The sequence below is a fragment of the Halobacillus litoralis genome (assembly GCF_009856355.1).
Lineage (GTDB): Bacteria > Bacillota > Bacilli > Bacillales > Halobacillaceae > Halobacillus > Halobacillus litoralis_B.
Genome location: NZ_WMEW01000001.1, coordinates 497,598 through 511,782 on the forward strand (window position 1 = coordinate 497,598; position 14,185 = coordinate 511,782).

A 14,185-nucleotide genomic window follows, 5' to 3' on the forward strand; every position below is an offset into this window, starting at 1 on the left:
CTCTTCTTTTTTCCACATTGACGTCAGGCGTGCGGATCTTCTTTTTTCCCGGAAAGGAACCATCCCAGAACAGCAATTAAAACGAGGACAGAATAGAAAATGATTTTCCATAAAGCTGAATGGGCAAAGTGCTCATCAAGAATTTGGATGTTGGGGTGGGCAAGCGTCGATACGACGAGCTTCACACCGACCCATCCCACAATGACGAAGGCTGCGATTTCCAGACCCGGGCGGGATTTAAGCAGATTGACGAACACGTTGGCCGCAAAACGCATGATGATAATCCCGATCATTCCACCCGCCAGAATCACCCCGAATTGGGCGCCATCCAGACTTCCCACCTCAGGGAGGTCAGTTTCTGGAAGAGCGACGGCAAGGGCAACAGCAGCCAGAATGGAATCCACAGCAAAAGCAAGGTCTGCGAGCTCGACCTTCAATACGGTCATCCAGAAGCCTTTCCCACGACCTGAACCGGTGTCCTCCTCTTCCTCTTCTTCCTCTCCGCTTGACCTCCATTTATCAATGAGGTGTTTGATCGAGATGAATAAGAGGTAGGCGGCACCAAGGGCCTGCACCTGCCACACATCGACTAGGAAAGATATAATGAATAAAGAACCAAATCTTAAAACAAACGCACCCATCAACCCGTAAAAGAGCGCTTTTTTACGCTGTTCTTTCGGCAGGTGCTTCACCATAATGGCCAGAACAAGAGCGTTGTCTGCCGCTAGAATGCCTTCCAGACCCACAAGTACAATTAAAACCCAGCCATACTCAATCAACAATTGAACATCCACAGTTCCACTCTCCTCATTTATACAAGCTGCCATCAAAAAAATGGCCCCGACCATAGTGGTCCGGGCCATTACATAGACCTTTACCACTGTGGGTAAAGGTCTCGCTAACAACGTTCGTTGCCAATAAAGCCGGGGACTGCTCCCGAAATGACGACTTTACTGTACCAGCTACTCCCCTTTAGGAATGCTACTTCTTCCTTAATCATAGCATGAAGCCTTTTTTTGTCAATCATTCCTGCCCACATTATGGAATCACTTTAGTATGGGGACGAGGCGGAATCCTTATACGCTGTTCATCAATCGTTTGACCCATTCGGGGTACACGGCGTCCATCAGGCTTTTTCTTCAAATAACCGGGCTGTTTCGACGATGACTTCAACTGCTTTTTCCATACTCTCCAGAGAAATGTACTCATATTTTCCGTGGAAGTTTTCTCCCCCTGTAAAGATGTTCGGAGTGGGAAGTCCCATATAGGAAAGCTGGGAACCATCCGTTCCTCCACGGATCGGCTGAATGACAGGTTCGACTCCTTTGTTCTGCATCGCTTCCTTGGCGATCTCCACGATATGGTGGACCGGCTTAATTTTGTCCCCCATGTTGTAGTACTGATCCTCCATCTCCACAGTCACCCGGTCTTCACCGAGACTTGCGTTCATCTGAGCCGCCAGATCATACATCCGCTGTTTTTTCTCCTTGAACTTTTCCCTGTCATGATCTCTCACGATATAGGAGAGTTCCGCCCGATCCACATTCCCTTGAAAAGCAAGCAGGTGGAAAAATCCTTCATATCCTTCTGTATGTTCAGGCGCTTCTTCGGCGGGAAGCTGGTTTTGGAATTCCAAAGCAAGCTTTACTGCGTTGACCAGTTTATTTTTAGCGGTTCCCGGATGCACACTGTTCCCATTAAAGGTCAATTTCGCGCCCGCTGCATTAAAGCTCTCATACTGAAGTTCGCCGAGGGGTCCGCCATCCACCGTATAGGCATAGGATGCGGCAAAACGATCCACGGCAAATTTATGAGGCCCTCGGCCGATTTCCTCATCCGGTGTGAACGCCACACGGATTTTTCCGTGCTTGATGTCAGGATGCTGAATAAGATGATTCAAAGCGGTCATTATTTCTGCAATCCCCGCTTTATTATCAGCTCCAAGCAGAGTCGTTCCATCCGTCGTGATCAACGTCTGCCCTTTATAGGCGGGAAGCTCAGGGAATTCCTCCGGGCGAAGCTCCACCCCCTCATTCAGATGCAGCACACCCCCGTCATAATTTTCAACCACCTGAGGGTTTACATGTTCGCCGGTAAAGTCTGTAGCTGTATCCAGGTGGGCCAGGAAGCCGATCACCGGCACTTCTTTGTCTGTGTTGGCCGGAAGGGTGGCCGTCACATAGGCATGCTCATCCACTCGTACCTCGCTCATTCCAATGTCTTCAAGCTCTCCAACAAGTTTATGAGCAAGCTCCCACTGCCCGTCTGTAGAAGGGGTGCGGCCGGTTGTTTCATCCGATTGGGTATTCATTTTTGCATAGGAAACAAAGCGTTCCAACAGTTCTTTTTTCATCAAGTCATTCTCCTCCCATGTTTCTTTCGGTTTAAACGTTTATACAGGAAAAGTAAATCTGTTGCTTCCCCACCGAAATTTGGTATCCTTATTATATCGAATCTATACGAACGTCTGAAAGCTGGAGCACCCGGCTTTTCTTTATTCTACATAAAAAGGTGTGTCTAATCTGTGGTCCAAAAAAAATGGTTTCAAGCCATCGTTACTGCCATACTGCTGGCTCTGTTGATTTTACTGCTTCATCAAATTCAATTTTTCTTTGATCCGGTCATGACCTACATCGGGGCCATCGCCCTCCCTTTGATCGGCGGCGGCATTCTGTTTTATTTATCCCGTCCATTATTAAAACTGCTGGAACATTACAAGGTGCCGAGGATTCTCGGTATCGTCATTATTTTCCTCCTGTTCATTGTCCTCGGGTACATCATCACCCAGTTCATTGCACCAGTCGCCCAGGAACAGTTCACGCGGCTTGTGGACAATATTCCGGATATGGCTGAAATGATCGGAGAAGGTGTGACGTACTGGCAGCAGAACCAGGACATTATTCCAAGTCAGTTTAATGCGACCATCGACAATGTGGCCAACAATCTGGAATCATACCTCCAGGATGCCTCCACAGTGGTGATCAACGTTGTCAGCCAGTTGATCAGCTTTGTGTTCGCCCTTGTGCTGATTCCATTTTTCCTTTTCTTCATGCTGAAGGATGGTGACAAGCTGATCCCTTTCATCAGGCAGTTCTTAGGCAGAAAAGCCGGGAAAAGCTTTGCTAAACTGGCGCACGATATCGACCATACGCTGCATTCCTTCATTCTGGGACAGTTGACGGTCAGTATCGTAGTCGGGCTGCTGCTGCTGGTCGGATACTTAATTATCGATCTCCCTTATGCCCTGACGCTGTCCCTGTTTGCTATGGTAATGAACGTCATCCCATTTGTCGGCCCGTTTCTTGCTGTGGTCCCCGCCATCCTCGTCGGACTGTTTGAAGATCCGATCCTGGCTGTGTGGGTGGCCGTCATTACCATTATCGCTCAACAGCTCGAGGGGAATTTTGTTTCGCCGAACGTCATGGGAAAAGCATTAAGCATCCACCCCCTGACCATCATCACGTTAATTCTCGCAGCCGGAAGTCTTGCCGGCTTCCTGGGGCTGTTGTTTGCTATTCCGACCTATGCGGTTATCAAAACAATCGTTCGTCATTTCTATCAGGAATGGCTGGAACGGAGAACAGCTGATCACAGGTGATCATATAAACGAATGGACCCGCTATTGTTTACTCAATAGGGGGTCCCCTTTTTTCACTTTACATTATTGAATCGAGGGATTTCTTATGCACAAGCCAAAATTGTGGACCTGGCCTTTTATCTTTCTCATCCTTGCCAACTTATTTACATTTATGAGCTTTCAAATGCTGCTTCCCAACCTGCCTCCTTACATCGAATCCATTGGCGGCAGTACGCTGGAAGTGGGACTGATTACAACAACATTTGCCTTTGCGGCTATCGTGATCCGTCCGTTCATCGGCCACCTGCTGATGACCCGGGCGCGGAAATTGTTGATTCTTATCGGTTCCACCGCTCTGCTCATCCTGACTATGATGTATCCTGTGACGCAGGTCGTCTTCTTTCTGCTGGTCATCCGCTTCATTCACGGTCTGGCCTGGGGATGGTCGACGACCGTTAATGGGACGGCTGCCGTAGATCTTGTTCCGAGGCGCCGCGTTGGTGAAGGGATGGGCTATTTCGGATTATCCGTGACGGTCGGAATGATCATGGCTCCAAGTCTCGGTATCTATCTGTACCAGAACTATTCCTTTTCTCTGCTCGTATGGATTTCCGCGGCCCTTGGAATCATTGCACTCCTTTTATTTTCAGTCACCAGCTTTACGACTCCGGATCAGGTATATGAAAATCAAAAAAATCCGCCTCGTTTCTCCTTTAAGGACGCCTTAATCGAAAAGCGGAGCTGGTATCCGGCTCTCGTTACGATTCTCAACACGTTTGGGTACGGAGCGGTTGTCACCTACATTGTCATTTTTGGGAACGAACAAGGGCTGGACGGCACGTTCCTTTTTTATTTCTTTAATGCTGTCCTTGCTACTGTGTCACGCCCAATAACAGGACGGTACTTTGATAAGCGGGGACCATGGAACTTGATAATCGTCTGTTCCGTCATATCTTTCATTGCCATGTGGGTGCTGGCAACAGCGGATTCCAATCTGGATCTCATTATCGCAGGCGCTTTATTCGGTGCCGGCTACGGTTCGATGATGCCCGCCCTGCAGGCCTGGGTCATTTCCAAAACCTCTATCGAACGGAGCGGGATTGCCAACGGGATGTACTACTCCTCCATCGATCTCGGCATTGGAGCGAGCGCCCTCGTCCTCGGGTTTATTTATCAATTTGTAAACACAGCTGCCTTGTTTAAACTGTCCAGCTTTCTCTTTTTAGTCGTCATGGTGCTGACGATCATCGACTTAAAAAAACAAACAGAGCCATGGCAGTCTCCTCAATAATGAAAAGCCCCGCATCACTGCGGGGCTTTTCGTTATTCGGCTGCATTGATTTCTTCAATCAGCTTATCAAGAACTTCACCATCTACCGTGGATACTTCATTGCGGTAGAAGTCGCGGACAGGTTCGGCCTTTTCTTTAAAGGCTTCACGCTGTTCGTCGGAAAGCTCTACAATTTCTGTCGGGTTTTCCGTATCGTTCTTGATCGTTTCTAAATATTCTTCGTTCTGCTTCTTCTGTTCTTCGAATACCCAGTCCTGCATTTCCGTTACCGTTTCATCCACCATCGTTTTCATTTCTTCGTCCAGACCTTCATACCAGTCAGTGTTGACCGTGGTCATCGCCACGTAGTTGTTATGATTCGACATCGTCATGTAGTCCTGTACTTCGTTGAAGGATGCATCTCCGATGAAGAAGATCGGGTTCTCCTGTCCTTCCACCGTGCCACGGTCAAGCGCTGTGTAAAGCTCAGACCAGCTCATAGGTGTCGGATCGGCGCCATACGCTTCATAAGATTTCAGGATTAATGGAGAAGTCTGTGTACGCATCTTGAAATTCTCAAAATCCGCAGGTTCGGATATTTCTTTACTTGATGTCCACTGCATCGCACCCTCAGACCAGAAGGAAAGCGGCGAAATGCTGTGTTCCTCGTAAAGCTCGCGAAGATCTGTATTCAAGGCTTCACTGTCGTTCAGGATGTTCTGTGTCGTTTCTACACTTTCAGGAAAAAGGAAATGAAGCGCAAAGACTTGCCCTTCTTTCACCATGTTTCCTGTAAAACCTGGAGACATGACGGCCATTTCCACAGTACCACTCTGCAGCTGCTCGACCTGATCGGATTCACTGCCTAGTCCGCCGAATTCATACACGTCGATATTTACGGCTCCATCAGACTTTTCATTCATACGCTTGGCAAACTCCTCGGCGTATTCATACTGGACCTGCCCCTCCACTTCTTCTGTTACGAACTTCCAATTATACGTCTGTCCGTCGTCCCCGCTGCTGTCACTGCTTTCGTCACTGCCTCCACAGGCAGCCAGCACCAAGCTGATCAATCCCAGAATAAGAACTGCTAATCCATTCTTTTTTCGAATGATAATGACCTCCCTTTGTATTTAAACTCTCCTCTTCCTAAAGAAGGAACAGTGAAAGTTCGTCAAAAAATATGAGTAAGCCTGAGATGGCAAACAAAATGAGAATATACGGTGGTGTGCCCTTGATGACCTCCAAATATGGTTTATTGAAGACTGCACTGGCTGTGAAGATGTCTACTCCAAACGGCGGCGTAGCTGATCCCAGAGCGGCCTGGAATGTGATGACGACTCCAAGGTGGACCGGATCTATACCGGCACTCATCGCAGCCGGGTAGAAGATCGGTGTCAGGATGAGAATGACGACGATCGGATCTACGAACATACAACCGATAAAGAAGAAGATCGTAACCATCAAGAGTACGTAAATAGCGCCAGGATCGGTTCCAAGAACGGTTTCCGTAATCATCTGCGGAATCCGTGCAAAGGAAATGACCCATGTGAAAGCCTGTCCGCCGGCGACAAGGACAAAAACGGCTGACGTGACAAGGCCGGTGGACCTGGCGATTTTCGGAAGCTCCTTAATATGTACGGAACGATAAATGAACACCTCAAGAATAAAGGCATACAGCACCGACACCCCCGCTGCTTCCGTAGGACTGAAGAGTCCTGTATAAATACCGCCGATGACGACAATTGGAAACCCGAGCGGCAGAATCGCTTTTCTTGTCATCGTCCACCGTTCGCTCCAGCTCGCCTTTCCTGCCAAAGGAATATCGGCCATTTTTGCGTAAATGATGCTGTAGACCGCAAAGCTGATGAATACGATGATCCCGGGAATGATACCAGCGATGAACAAGTCACCGACAGAGGTCCCGGAAACGAGGCCGTATATGATCATTCCGATGCTTGGCGGCACAAGAAGTGCGACGTCACTGGAATTGATGATGAGAGCGATGGCTGATGGATCTTTATAACCGATTTTCAGCAGCCGCTCTCTCATCGGCTTACCGATGGCGACTACTGTAGCCTGGGTTGACCCTGATATCGCCCCAAAAAGCGTACAGGCGGCGGCTGTCGTTACGGCGTAGCCGCCGCGGATATGACCGATGAACGATCCAATGAAATCCAACAGGCGGTTTGATGTCTTCCCTGTGGTCATAATATCGGCAGCGAAAATGAATAAAGGTACAGCTAGTAATACGTATGGTTCGATTCCTGTAGAAAATTGCTGCATGAGGATCATGGGGTCCAATGTTGGAAAATAAATAAACATGATGACTAATGGGGCTGCCATCAGCGGAATCATCATGGGAAAGTTTAAGAATAAAAGCACCACCATGATAATGAGCATAGTCGCGATCATATCGTTATCCTTTCTTGTATCCGATTTTTATAAATGCGTTCCTTCCAGATCATTTGTCTCTTCGTCGTTGTAGTCCTTGACATCGGTTCCCAAGTACACTTCATCCCGGTTCGTAATGTTGATCCACATGTTTCTGAGGAACTGGATGCCTCCAAGCACAAACCCGATTGGAATGAAAATGTAGAGGTAATAAGCCGGCATTTCCAGTGCTGAAGTCACTCTGCCGGACTCGTACACATCCTGCACATATAAGGCAGAATAGTAGGCAAGGACAAACAGGACGGCTGCTGTGCCAAAGGGAATGAGAATAGAAAGGAATTTCCTTACCTTAAAGGGAGCAAGATCATAAAAGGCGGACATGCTGATGTGTCTTCCTTTACGCGCGGCATAACTGATCCCCATAAAAGTTGCTACAACTATGGCAATCTGACTGACTTCATCAGCAAATGGAGGCGAGTAGCTGAACAGCGCCCGGCTCAACGCCTTACCCACGACCATTAAAGCAATGATAATAACCGCGTAGCTTAATATAAACTCTTCGATTTTTAATATGATTTTGTCTACTGCCTTAAAAACCTTCAAATATGTAATCCTCCTAAATAGATCGAATGTAGTAGTTTTCAGGCCAATTACTAAATATCATACCGGAACCTTAAAATTCACTCAAATTAGTATGAACAGAATATTTTGTACTAATTGTCCAAATGCAGCGGTTAGATGGAAATGGATGGGTTAGAGTCCTTTATGATGCGGATAGCTCGTTCTAGATAAAGAATCCTCCATTTTACCGCTTACATTTACAATATCTAACATTTATTTTTCTAATTTTTATGAAAATGATAAACGATGGAGTCACTGATTTTGTTGTAACCGATTTTTTTGTATATGGAGTTTGAGGTGGGGTTGGCAAGATCTGTGTAGAGTGAACAGAAGCTGTACCCCTGTTGGAGCAGATCCTTCGTTAAGTGCCAGACGGCCTGGGTAGCATAGCCCTTCTTCTTAAAAGAATCCGGGGTAAAAACAGCGTTGATCGTCGCCCCGTTTTTCGTTGTTCTGGCCCGGCCGGCCATTGAGACCGGGATTCCGTCCACCAGCCATAAAAATAAGCGCTGATCATGGATGAGGCTTTCCGCCAGTTCAGGAGCTCTTTCAACAACGAGGGATTCCTCTGTTTCTTTACCGTACTGGGTCATCCATTCTGCTACCATGGATTGATGGGATTTGTCGGCAGCCTGCAGTTCCCCGCTGCTTTGAGGAATGTCATTCAATTTATCCAGACGATGGACGCCCTGCTGCACATGGACCTGGGGGATGGCAGAAGTCAACTGTTTCCACTCCTCGACAAATACAGCGGTCGAACTTTGATCCCCAATGACACCCGGTACTTCATATTCATGGTTATACAAATGGCGGGCAGCTGCTTTAATATAAGAAGCAGCATCTGCGGTTACAGTCGGAAGAATCCATAGATGAGGGGGAGTTCGCAAGGCCGTGTAGACGGCCTTCCCCCCTTCCGTGATGCGGAGGGTGTAGCAGGAGCCTGCTTCCCTGCCACTCACGTAACGCTCCAGGACACCTAAAGGCAGATTATTTTCAGCTTCTCTTTCCAGGAGGAGGGGTTCCACCTTGGAAAAGAATGATTCGGGACTTTCGTCATTATGAATGATCATCAATTTATTCCCCTTCCGCTTTAAAACGAAACTATTTTTTGTTAAAATTCTGACTATAACATCATTTTCCCATTATACGTTGTCAATATATGGAGAACAAGATGAAAAGGAGTGATCCTGTGACCAAACAGGAAATTCGAGATGAAATTGCCTTTTTGAAATCAGACTATATACGAATTCAAGGCGATCTGGATAAATTGGAAGCCGCCGGCGGGAATATCCAGAATGCCGAACAGCAGCTCGCACGGATGGAAGAAGAATTGAAGGTATTAAATAGGAAGCTTGCAGAAGCATAATAAGAAGGAGAAGGAGAAGCCGATGTCGGCTTCTCCTTGTTTTGTATAGAATCCCAGTGCAGCCTCTTGTCTTCAGAAATTCTGACCATTCCCTTTCCCGGAGGAACGTCCAAGTCTCCCAAGAAAAACCTCCATTGCTGGTTCTTGGACGTCCGTTTTTCCGCAGGAATGTTCTTTCATAATCGAAAATACGAACCTTCACTTAAGCAACCATGAAGGTTTTCGTGTCATGGCAGGGTCTCCATTACCTGTGCATGAACGGTTTTTGGACTATTTTAATAACTGTTAAGGTCGTTTACTGCTTACAATTCCGAACCGAACCATGCCGGCGGCGGGAAGCGTTCAGTGGTGACGCCTGCGGGAACAGCACGAGCCAAAGATCCACTTGGTCAAGTGGTTTCCTTGACCAAGTTAGCTGAGGCCGTGCCCGCGGCAAGCATCCACCGATAAGCGGAACGCTGCCTTCTACACGACCTTTTCCAAAGTCAAAGGAGAAGCCGGTACCGGCTTCTCCTTTGACTTTGCTGCTTTATGATTTTTTCTCTTCCTGGTTTTTCCTCTGACCTTCAAGTTTTTCCTGAATTTTTTCAAATTCCTTGCTCGGAGGCATTAAGGAAACGATCACATCCCCATTTTCGGGACGGAACTCCACACCTGGAGTAAAGAAATCAACCTTACCGGACGTACGCTTGGCGAATAGAAGCATCGCGTGTTCATCCATGTTTTCCCGGTAATCTTCAAATGAATACTGGGCGGTAAGCGTCGTTTTTCTAAACACATACCCATTTTCAACGCGGGCATTCAGTTCTTCCCATGAAGCTCCTTCTTCGAACAGTACCCGTCCCCCGATTGTATGAACGAGATCTTCCAGATTGTCGCCTTCCTTATTTGTCAGGCTCAATTGGAAGGAGTTGTTACGTCCAAACTCGGGCACGAATGTGGTGCAGACAAGAGCGTTGTAGGAATCCAGTTCTGTAGCCGCTACAAGATATTCGTATGGTGTCATGTCGAGATAGTATTCCGTCTGTTCGGAAAGGATCTCTCCATGATAGGAGGCAATTCCTCTGGAACGGGCCCGCGACAGACGCTGCCAGGAAGAATCGGTCAGCAGTACAGGTATTTTCAGTTCCTCGAGCGTTTTTGCCAATCCTGTCGTAAACGCACTTCCTCCTGCAATCAACACGCCGGGAGGACCCTCCATAGACAAGCCGAGCTTTTTAGCGAGCCAGCCGATGGAAAAACCGTGAGCCACAACTGTCGTAAAGACAAGGGCAAAGGTCAGGGATATGAGAATGGAAGCATCTTCATATCCACCCTCAAGGAGAATGCTGGCAAAGTAGCTGGCGACCGTAAGCGCCACAATCCCCCTTGGAGCGATCCAGCCGACGAGAAGTTTTTCGGATTTGGATAAATCGGTCCCGATCGTCGACAGGAAAATGGACAACGGACGGACGATAAATAACATGAGGAGCACAAAGCCGATAATCCGGATATTAAAGATCTCCACCAGCGTATCTACCGTTAAGGAAGCCGTCAGCATAATGAAGATCGTTGAAATTAACAGCAGGGATATATTTTCCTTAAAGTGCCTCATATCCGCAATGGATGAAATGTGCATATTGGCAAGCGTCATCCCCATCGCTGTGACAGAAAGAAGACCGGTCTCATGCATGACCTCGTCCGCTCCTGTAAAGCAGGCGATGACCACCGCAAATACAACGGGTGACTTTAAAAACTCCGGTACATAACCGGTTTCGAACATCCACCCTACGCCTTTTCCGCACAGCCACCCCAGAAAGACAGCGAAAGCAGAAGCTAGAAAGAACATCAGCAGAGCGGATGGGTCATTGACGGTTAAAAACACAATGATTTCAAAGGCGAAAACCGCAAGAAGCGCTCCAATCGGGTCGACAATAATGCCTTCCCACTTCAAAATCTTAGCTGGACGAGGTTTCAGCTTCGCCTGTCTGAGCAGCGGAAGAATGACGGTCGGCCCGGTTACAATAAACAGCCCGCCGATCGTAAAGGCGACCGCCCAGGACAGCCCGGCCACATAATGGGCAGCAAAGGAACCGAGAATCCAGCTGAAGAACGCTCCGAAGGTCACAATCCGGAACACCGGTCTCCCCAGCCCGCGGACTTCCTTAAAATCAAGATTCAAACTACCTTCAAACAAGATTACCGCAACAGCAAGGGAGATGATTGGTTTATAAAGATCCCCAAAATCCTGTTCCGGGTTCATCAAATTAAATACAGGCCCTGCCAGCAGTCCGGCGATGGACATGACTACGATAGCCGGCAGGCGGAAGCGCCATGCTATCCATTGGGAGCCGACGCCGAGAAAGCCGACAAGGGTCAATTGCAGTAACAGCGAATCGATCATGTAGTAGTCTCCTTATCTTCTATGTTTATCAACAGCCGTGATTGATGTATAGACATATTCTATAATCCGGTTTTCCTTCTGTAAACTAACTTATCTTATCAGTTTTCTAAAAATATCATGACATTTTCTTACTGGTAATCTTAACCGTTTAAATTTTCAGACAAAAGGGTTGACATGGTATTCCCGCCCTGATAACATTACTCCGGTGCTAATTGAAATTTCTTAAAATTTTTGATGGATCCCACGCCTATCGTCACTTCCAGACAAGCTGTGTTCACGTCTGGATAGGAGCGATTTTTTTTACGCAGAATATATAGACACCCACGAGGAGGAAGCTGCTTTATGAGAGCCAGAGATACGCTGTTTATCGGTTTTACTTTATTTGCCCTGTTCTTCGGCGCCGGCAATTTGATCTACCCTGTGACTTTAGGAATTGAGTCTGGAACGTCCTATACACCTGCTATTCTAGGGTTCGTCATAACAGGAGTCGGTATTCCCATCATTACTGTGGCTGCCATCTCTCTTGTTCAAAACGGCGCTGTCCAGCTGGCCGGGCGGGTGCACCCTCTGTTCGGAATTCTGTTCACTTCCATGGTGTATTTAGTTATCGGGCCTTTCTTCGCTATACCAAGAGCAGCCAACGTCGCATTTGAAACAGGCGTGGCTCCTTTTGTCAACGGGGAGTCCCTGACGTTATTCATCTTTACGATCGTCTTCTTCATGCTCGTGTATTGGTTAAGCCGCAACCCTTCCAAATTGGTGGATCGGATCGGCCAATTCTTAACACCTGCCTTATTCCTGGCCATCGTCGCCCTTGTGATCGGCAGCTTCTTCGCTCTGGACGGTCCCATACAGCCGGCAGGCGAAAAGTATGCGGCCCAGCCGTTTTTCACTGGATTTGTGGAAGGGTACTTAACGATGGATGCCATCGCATCGCTTGCGTTCGGAATACTGGTCGTATCCTCATTCCGGGAACGCGGGGTTACAGAGCCCAGGCAGGTCACATTCTCCACATTAAAAGCCGGGCTTGTCACAGCCGCCGGACTCACATCCGTTTATGTGGCTATCGGCTGGATTGGAGCTAAAATGGCCGTAGAAGGTACGTATGATAACGGAAGTGCCATCTTATCCGGGGCGGCCCGGATCATGTATGGGGATACAGGCACGGTACTTCTGGGGGTCATTGTCGGTCTTGCCTGTCTGACCACCTGTGTCGGTTTGACCGTTGCCTGCGGCCAGTTTTTCTCTAAACGTGTCCAGGGACTGTCGTACCAAACCGTCATTGTTCTTGTTACTCTGGTCAGTCTGTCTATTTCCAACATTGGCTTGAACCAGATCATTTCCTACTCTGTCCCCGTCTTAGTCTTTGTCTATCCAATTACCATCGTGCTTGTCGGGCTGACATTTATGAGCAGGCTGTTCAACCACTCTCCTTATGTATATAGAGGAGCGATCATCCTGACAGCTTTCATCGGGCTTTATGATGGACTGGCTGCTTTCGGAGTTGATGTATCCGCCATTACTCCGCTTCTGAGCCGCCTTCCATTTTATGAGCTGAACCTGAGCTGGATCTTCCCTGCGGTTGTCGGCGGGCTTGCCGGCTGCTTGTATCAAACCTTCAAAGGACAGACGAAAACATCAGAAAGTTATCAGAATTGAAAGGTATTAGAAAATCCCTCTTTATTAAAAAGAGGGATTTTTTATTACTGATCAATAAGGGTGACACTGACTTTTACATCAAGGTTCTGCCCGCCTCCACGATAAACGCCTTGAAGGGGGCTGACATCTGCATAGTCCCTTCCTGTACCGATCCGGATATGCTGCTCGAGCGCTTCCACATTGTTGGTAGGGTCCAGCCCAATCCAGCCGATCCCGGGGATCATGACTTCCACCCAGGCATGTGTAGCCGCATCTCCGACTAAGGCGGAGTCCTCCCCTACATACAAATACCCACTGACGTAACGGGCCGGGATTCCTTGTGAGCGCAGCACCCCGATCATAATATGGGCATAATCCTGGCAGACACCTGCACGAAGCGGCCATGATTCATAGGCTTTCGTACTCACCTGGGTCGTACTTGTATCATAGCGGAAAGATTCATGGATGTATTCCATTAACCTCAGGGAATACCGGACCGGGTCCTGCATCGGGCCGAGAAGATCTTTAAATTCCTCAATTTGTTCCTTATATAGGAAAGTGTAGGGAGTTTCATTGATATAAGCCAGATAATGATGCCGGAACAATTCTGAATGAAAAATCGACTGCATTTCATCTGAGCATTCGATCATACGGATGAACGGACTCTTTTGAATGCTCACGGTTGAAATCGTCTTAAGAGTGAGGTGCTCATGCTTTTCCGGAATGAAAAATGTCTCCACATGGTTTCCCCACAAATCGATATGCTCCTTCGTCATCGATGACGGAGTGATTTCCGTCCGGTAGGCGAGCAGGCGCTGACATTCGTCGGTTCTTGGTTTCAGCCGGATATGGTTCATGCTTTGGTCGACGAAATTATCATAGTAAAAGGTATTGGTATGTTCGATTTGAAACTTCACTGGGTATTCCTCCTGATAG

At 47.8% G+C, this 14,185-nt stretch carries 12 protein-coding genes; 4 read left to right on the plus strand and 8 right to left on the minus strand.

The window, feature by feature from the left end; all coding sequences use genetic code 11:
• Positions 1–23 precede the first annotated feature (23 nt).
• Together GLV97_RS02320 and pepT are read right to left on the minus strand one after the other, a co-directional pair.
• On the minus strand, positions 24–794 hold the full coding sequence (locus GLV97_RS02320; RefSeq protein WP_160836929.1) for a TerC family protein: 771 nt from the start codon (positions 792–794) through the stop codon (positions 24–26).
• A 332-nt stretch (positions 795–1,126) separates the two neighbouring features.
• A complete protein-coding gene (gene pepT, locus GLV97_RS02325; RefSeq protein ID WP_160888891.1) occupies positions 1,127–2,353 on the minus strand; it encodes a peptidase T in 1,227 nt (408 codons plus the stop codon).
• A 171-nt stretch (positions 2,354–2,524) separates the two neighbouring features.
• Between pepT and GLV97_RS02330 the strand changes: the two genes are divergently transcribed.
• Together GLV97_RS02330 and GLV97_RS02335 are read left to right on the plus strand one after the other, a co-directional pair.
• A complete protein-coding gene (locus tag GLV97_RS02330; RefSeq protein WP_160836933.1) occupies positions 2,525–3,598 on the plus strand; it encodes an AI-2E family transporter in 1,074 nt (357 codons plus the stop codon).
• Positions 3,599–3,683: 85 nt separating this feature from the next.
• Positions 3,684–4,868: an MFS transporter gene (locus GLV97_RS02335; protein WP_160836935.1), complete on the plus strand. Its 1,185-nt coding sequence runs from the start codon at positions 3,684–3,686 to the stop codon at positions 4,866–4,868.
• Positions 4,869–4,900: 32 nt separating this feature from the next.
• Here the strand turns inward: GLV97_RS02335 and GLV97_RS02340 are convergent, their stop codons facing one another.
• The 4 genes from GLV97_RS02340 to GLV97_RS02355 all read right to left on the minus strand — a co-directional run bounded on the left by GLV97_RS02340 (position 4,901) and on the right by GLV97_RS02355 (position 8,932).
• Positions 4,901–5,911: a DctP family TRAP transporter solute-binding subunit gene (locus tag GLV97_RS02340; RefSeq protein ID WP_224869183.1), complete on the minus strand. Its 1,011-nt coding sequence runs from the start codon at positions 5,909–5,911 to the stop codon at positions 4,901–4,903.
• Between the two features lie 85 nt (positions 5,912–5,996).
• Entirely contained in the window at positions 5,997–7,262 is a 1,266-nt protein-coding gene (locus GLV97_RS02345) for a TRAP transporter large permease (protein ID WP_160836937.1), read from the minus strand.
• A gap of 27 nt (positions 7,263–7,289) precedes the next feature.
• Complete coding sequence (locus GLV97_RS02350) at positions 7,290–7,844, minus strand: TRAP transporter small permease (RefSeq protein ID WP_160836939.1); 555 nt, start codon at positions 7,842–7,844, stop codon at positions 7,290–7,292.
• Between the two features lie 239 nt (positions 7,845–8,083).
• Positions 8,084–8,932 carry a GNAT family N-acetyltransferase gene (locus GLV97_RS02355; RefSeq protein ID WP_160888892.1) on the minus strand — a complete coding sequence of 283 codons (849 nt, stop codon included), beginning with the start codon at positions 8,930–8,932 and terminating at the stop codon, positions 8,084–8,086.
• A gap of 119 nt (positions 8,933–9,051) precedes the next feature.
• Here GLV97_RS02355 and GLV97_RS19740 point away from each other — a divergent pair, with 119 nt between their 5' ends.
• Positions 9,052–9,228: an SE1832 family protein gene (locus GLV97_RS19740; protein WP_237416894.1), complete on the plus strand. Its 177-nt coding sequence runs from the start codon at positions 9,052–9,054 to the stop codon at positions 9,226–9,228.
• A 529-nt stretch (positions 9,229–9,757) separates the two neighbouring features.
• On the opposite strand, the gene GLV97_RS02360 is transcribed toward GLV97_RS19740, so the two are convergent.
• Positions 9,758–11,611 (minus strand): cation:proton antiporter, encoded by a 1,854-nt coding sequence (locus GLV97_RS02360; protein WP_160836943.1) that lies wholly within the window; start codon positions 11,609–11,611, stop codon positions 9,758–9,760.
• A 342-nt stretch (positions 11,612–11,953) separates the two neighbouring features.
• Here GLV97_RS02360 and brnQ point away from each other — a divergent pair, with 342 nt between their 5' ends.
• Positions 11,954–13,270, plus strand: a complete 1,317-nt coding sequence (gene brnQ / locus GLV97_RS02365) for a branched-chain amino acid transport system II carrier protein (protein WP_160888893.1) — start codon at positions 11,954–11,956, stop codon at positions 13,268–13,270.
• A 44-nt stretch (positions 13,271–13,314) separates the two neighbouring features.
• On the opposite strand, the gene GLV97_RS02370 is transcribed toward brnQ, so the two are convergent.
• A complete protein-coding gene (locus tag GLV97_RS02370; protein ID WP_160836947.1) occupies positions 13,315–14,166 on the minus strand; it encodes a transglutaminase family protein in 852 nt (283 codons plus the stop codon).
• Positions 14,167–14,185: the final 19 nt, after the last annotated feature.

Bases quoted from the DNA above. Each gene is read 5' to 3' on its own strand.
- pepT (WP_160888891.1), bottom strand. From the start codon at position 2,353: ATGAAAAAAGAACTGTTGGAACGCTTTGTTTCCTATGCAAAAATGAAT.
- GLV97_RS02335 (WP_160836935.1), top strand. From the start codon at position 3,684: ATGCACAAGCCAAAATTGTGGACCTGGCCTTTTATCTTTCTCATCCTT.
- GLV97_RS02345 (WP_160836937.1), bottom strand. From the start codon at position 7,262: ATGATCGCGACTATGCTCATTATCATGGTGGTGCTTTTATTCTTAAAC.
- GLV97_RS02355 (WP_160888892.1), bottom strand. From the start codon at position 8,932: ATGATCATTCATAATGACGAAAGTCCCGAATCATTCTTTTCCAAGGTG.
- GLV97_RS02360 (WP_160836943.1), bottom strand. From the start codon at position 11,611: ATGATCGATTCGCTGTTACTGCAATTGACCCTTGTCGGCTTTCTCGGC.
- brnQ (WP_160888893.1), top strand. From the start codon at position 11,954: ATGAGAGCCAGAGATACGCTGTTTATCGGTTTTACTTTATTTGCCCTG.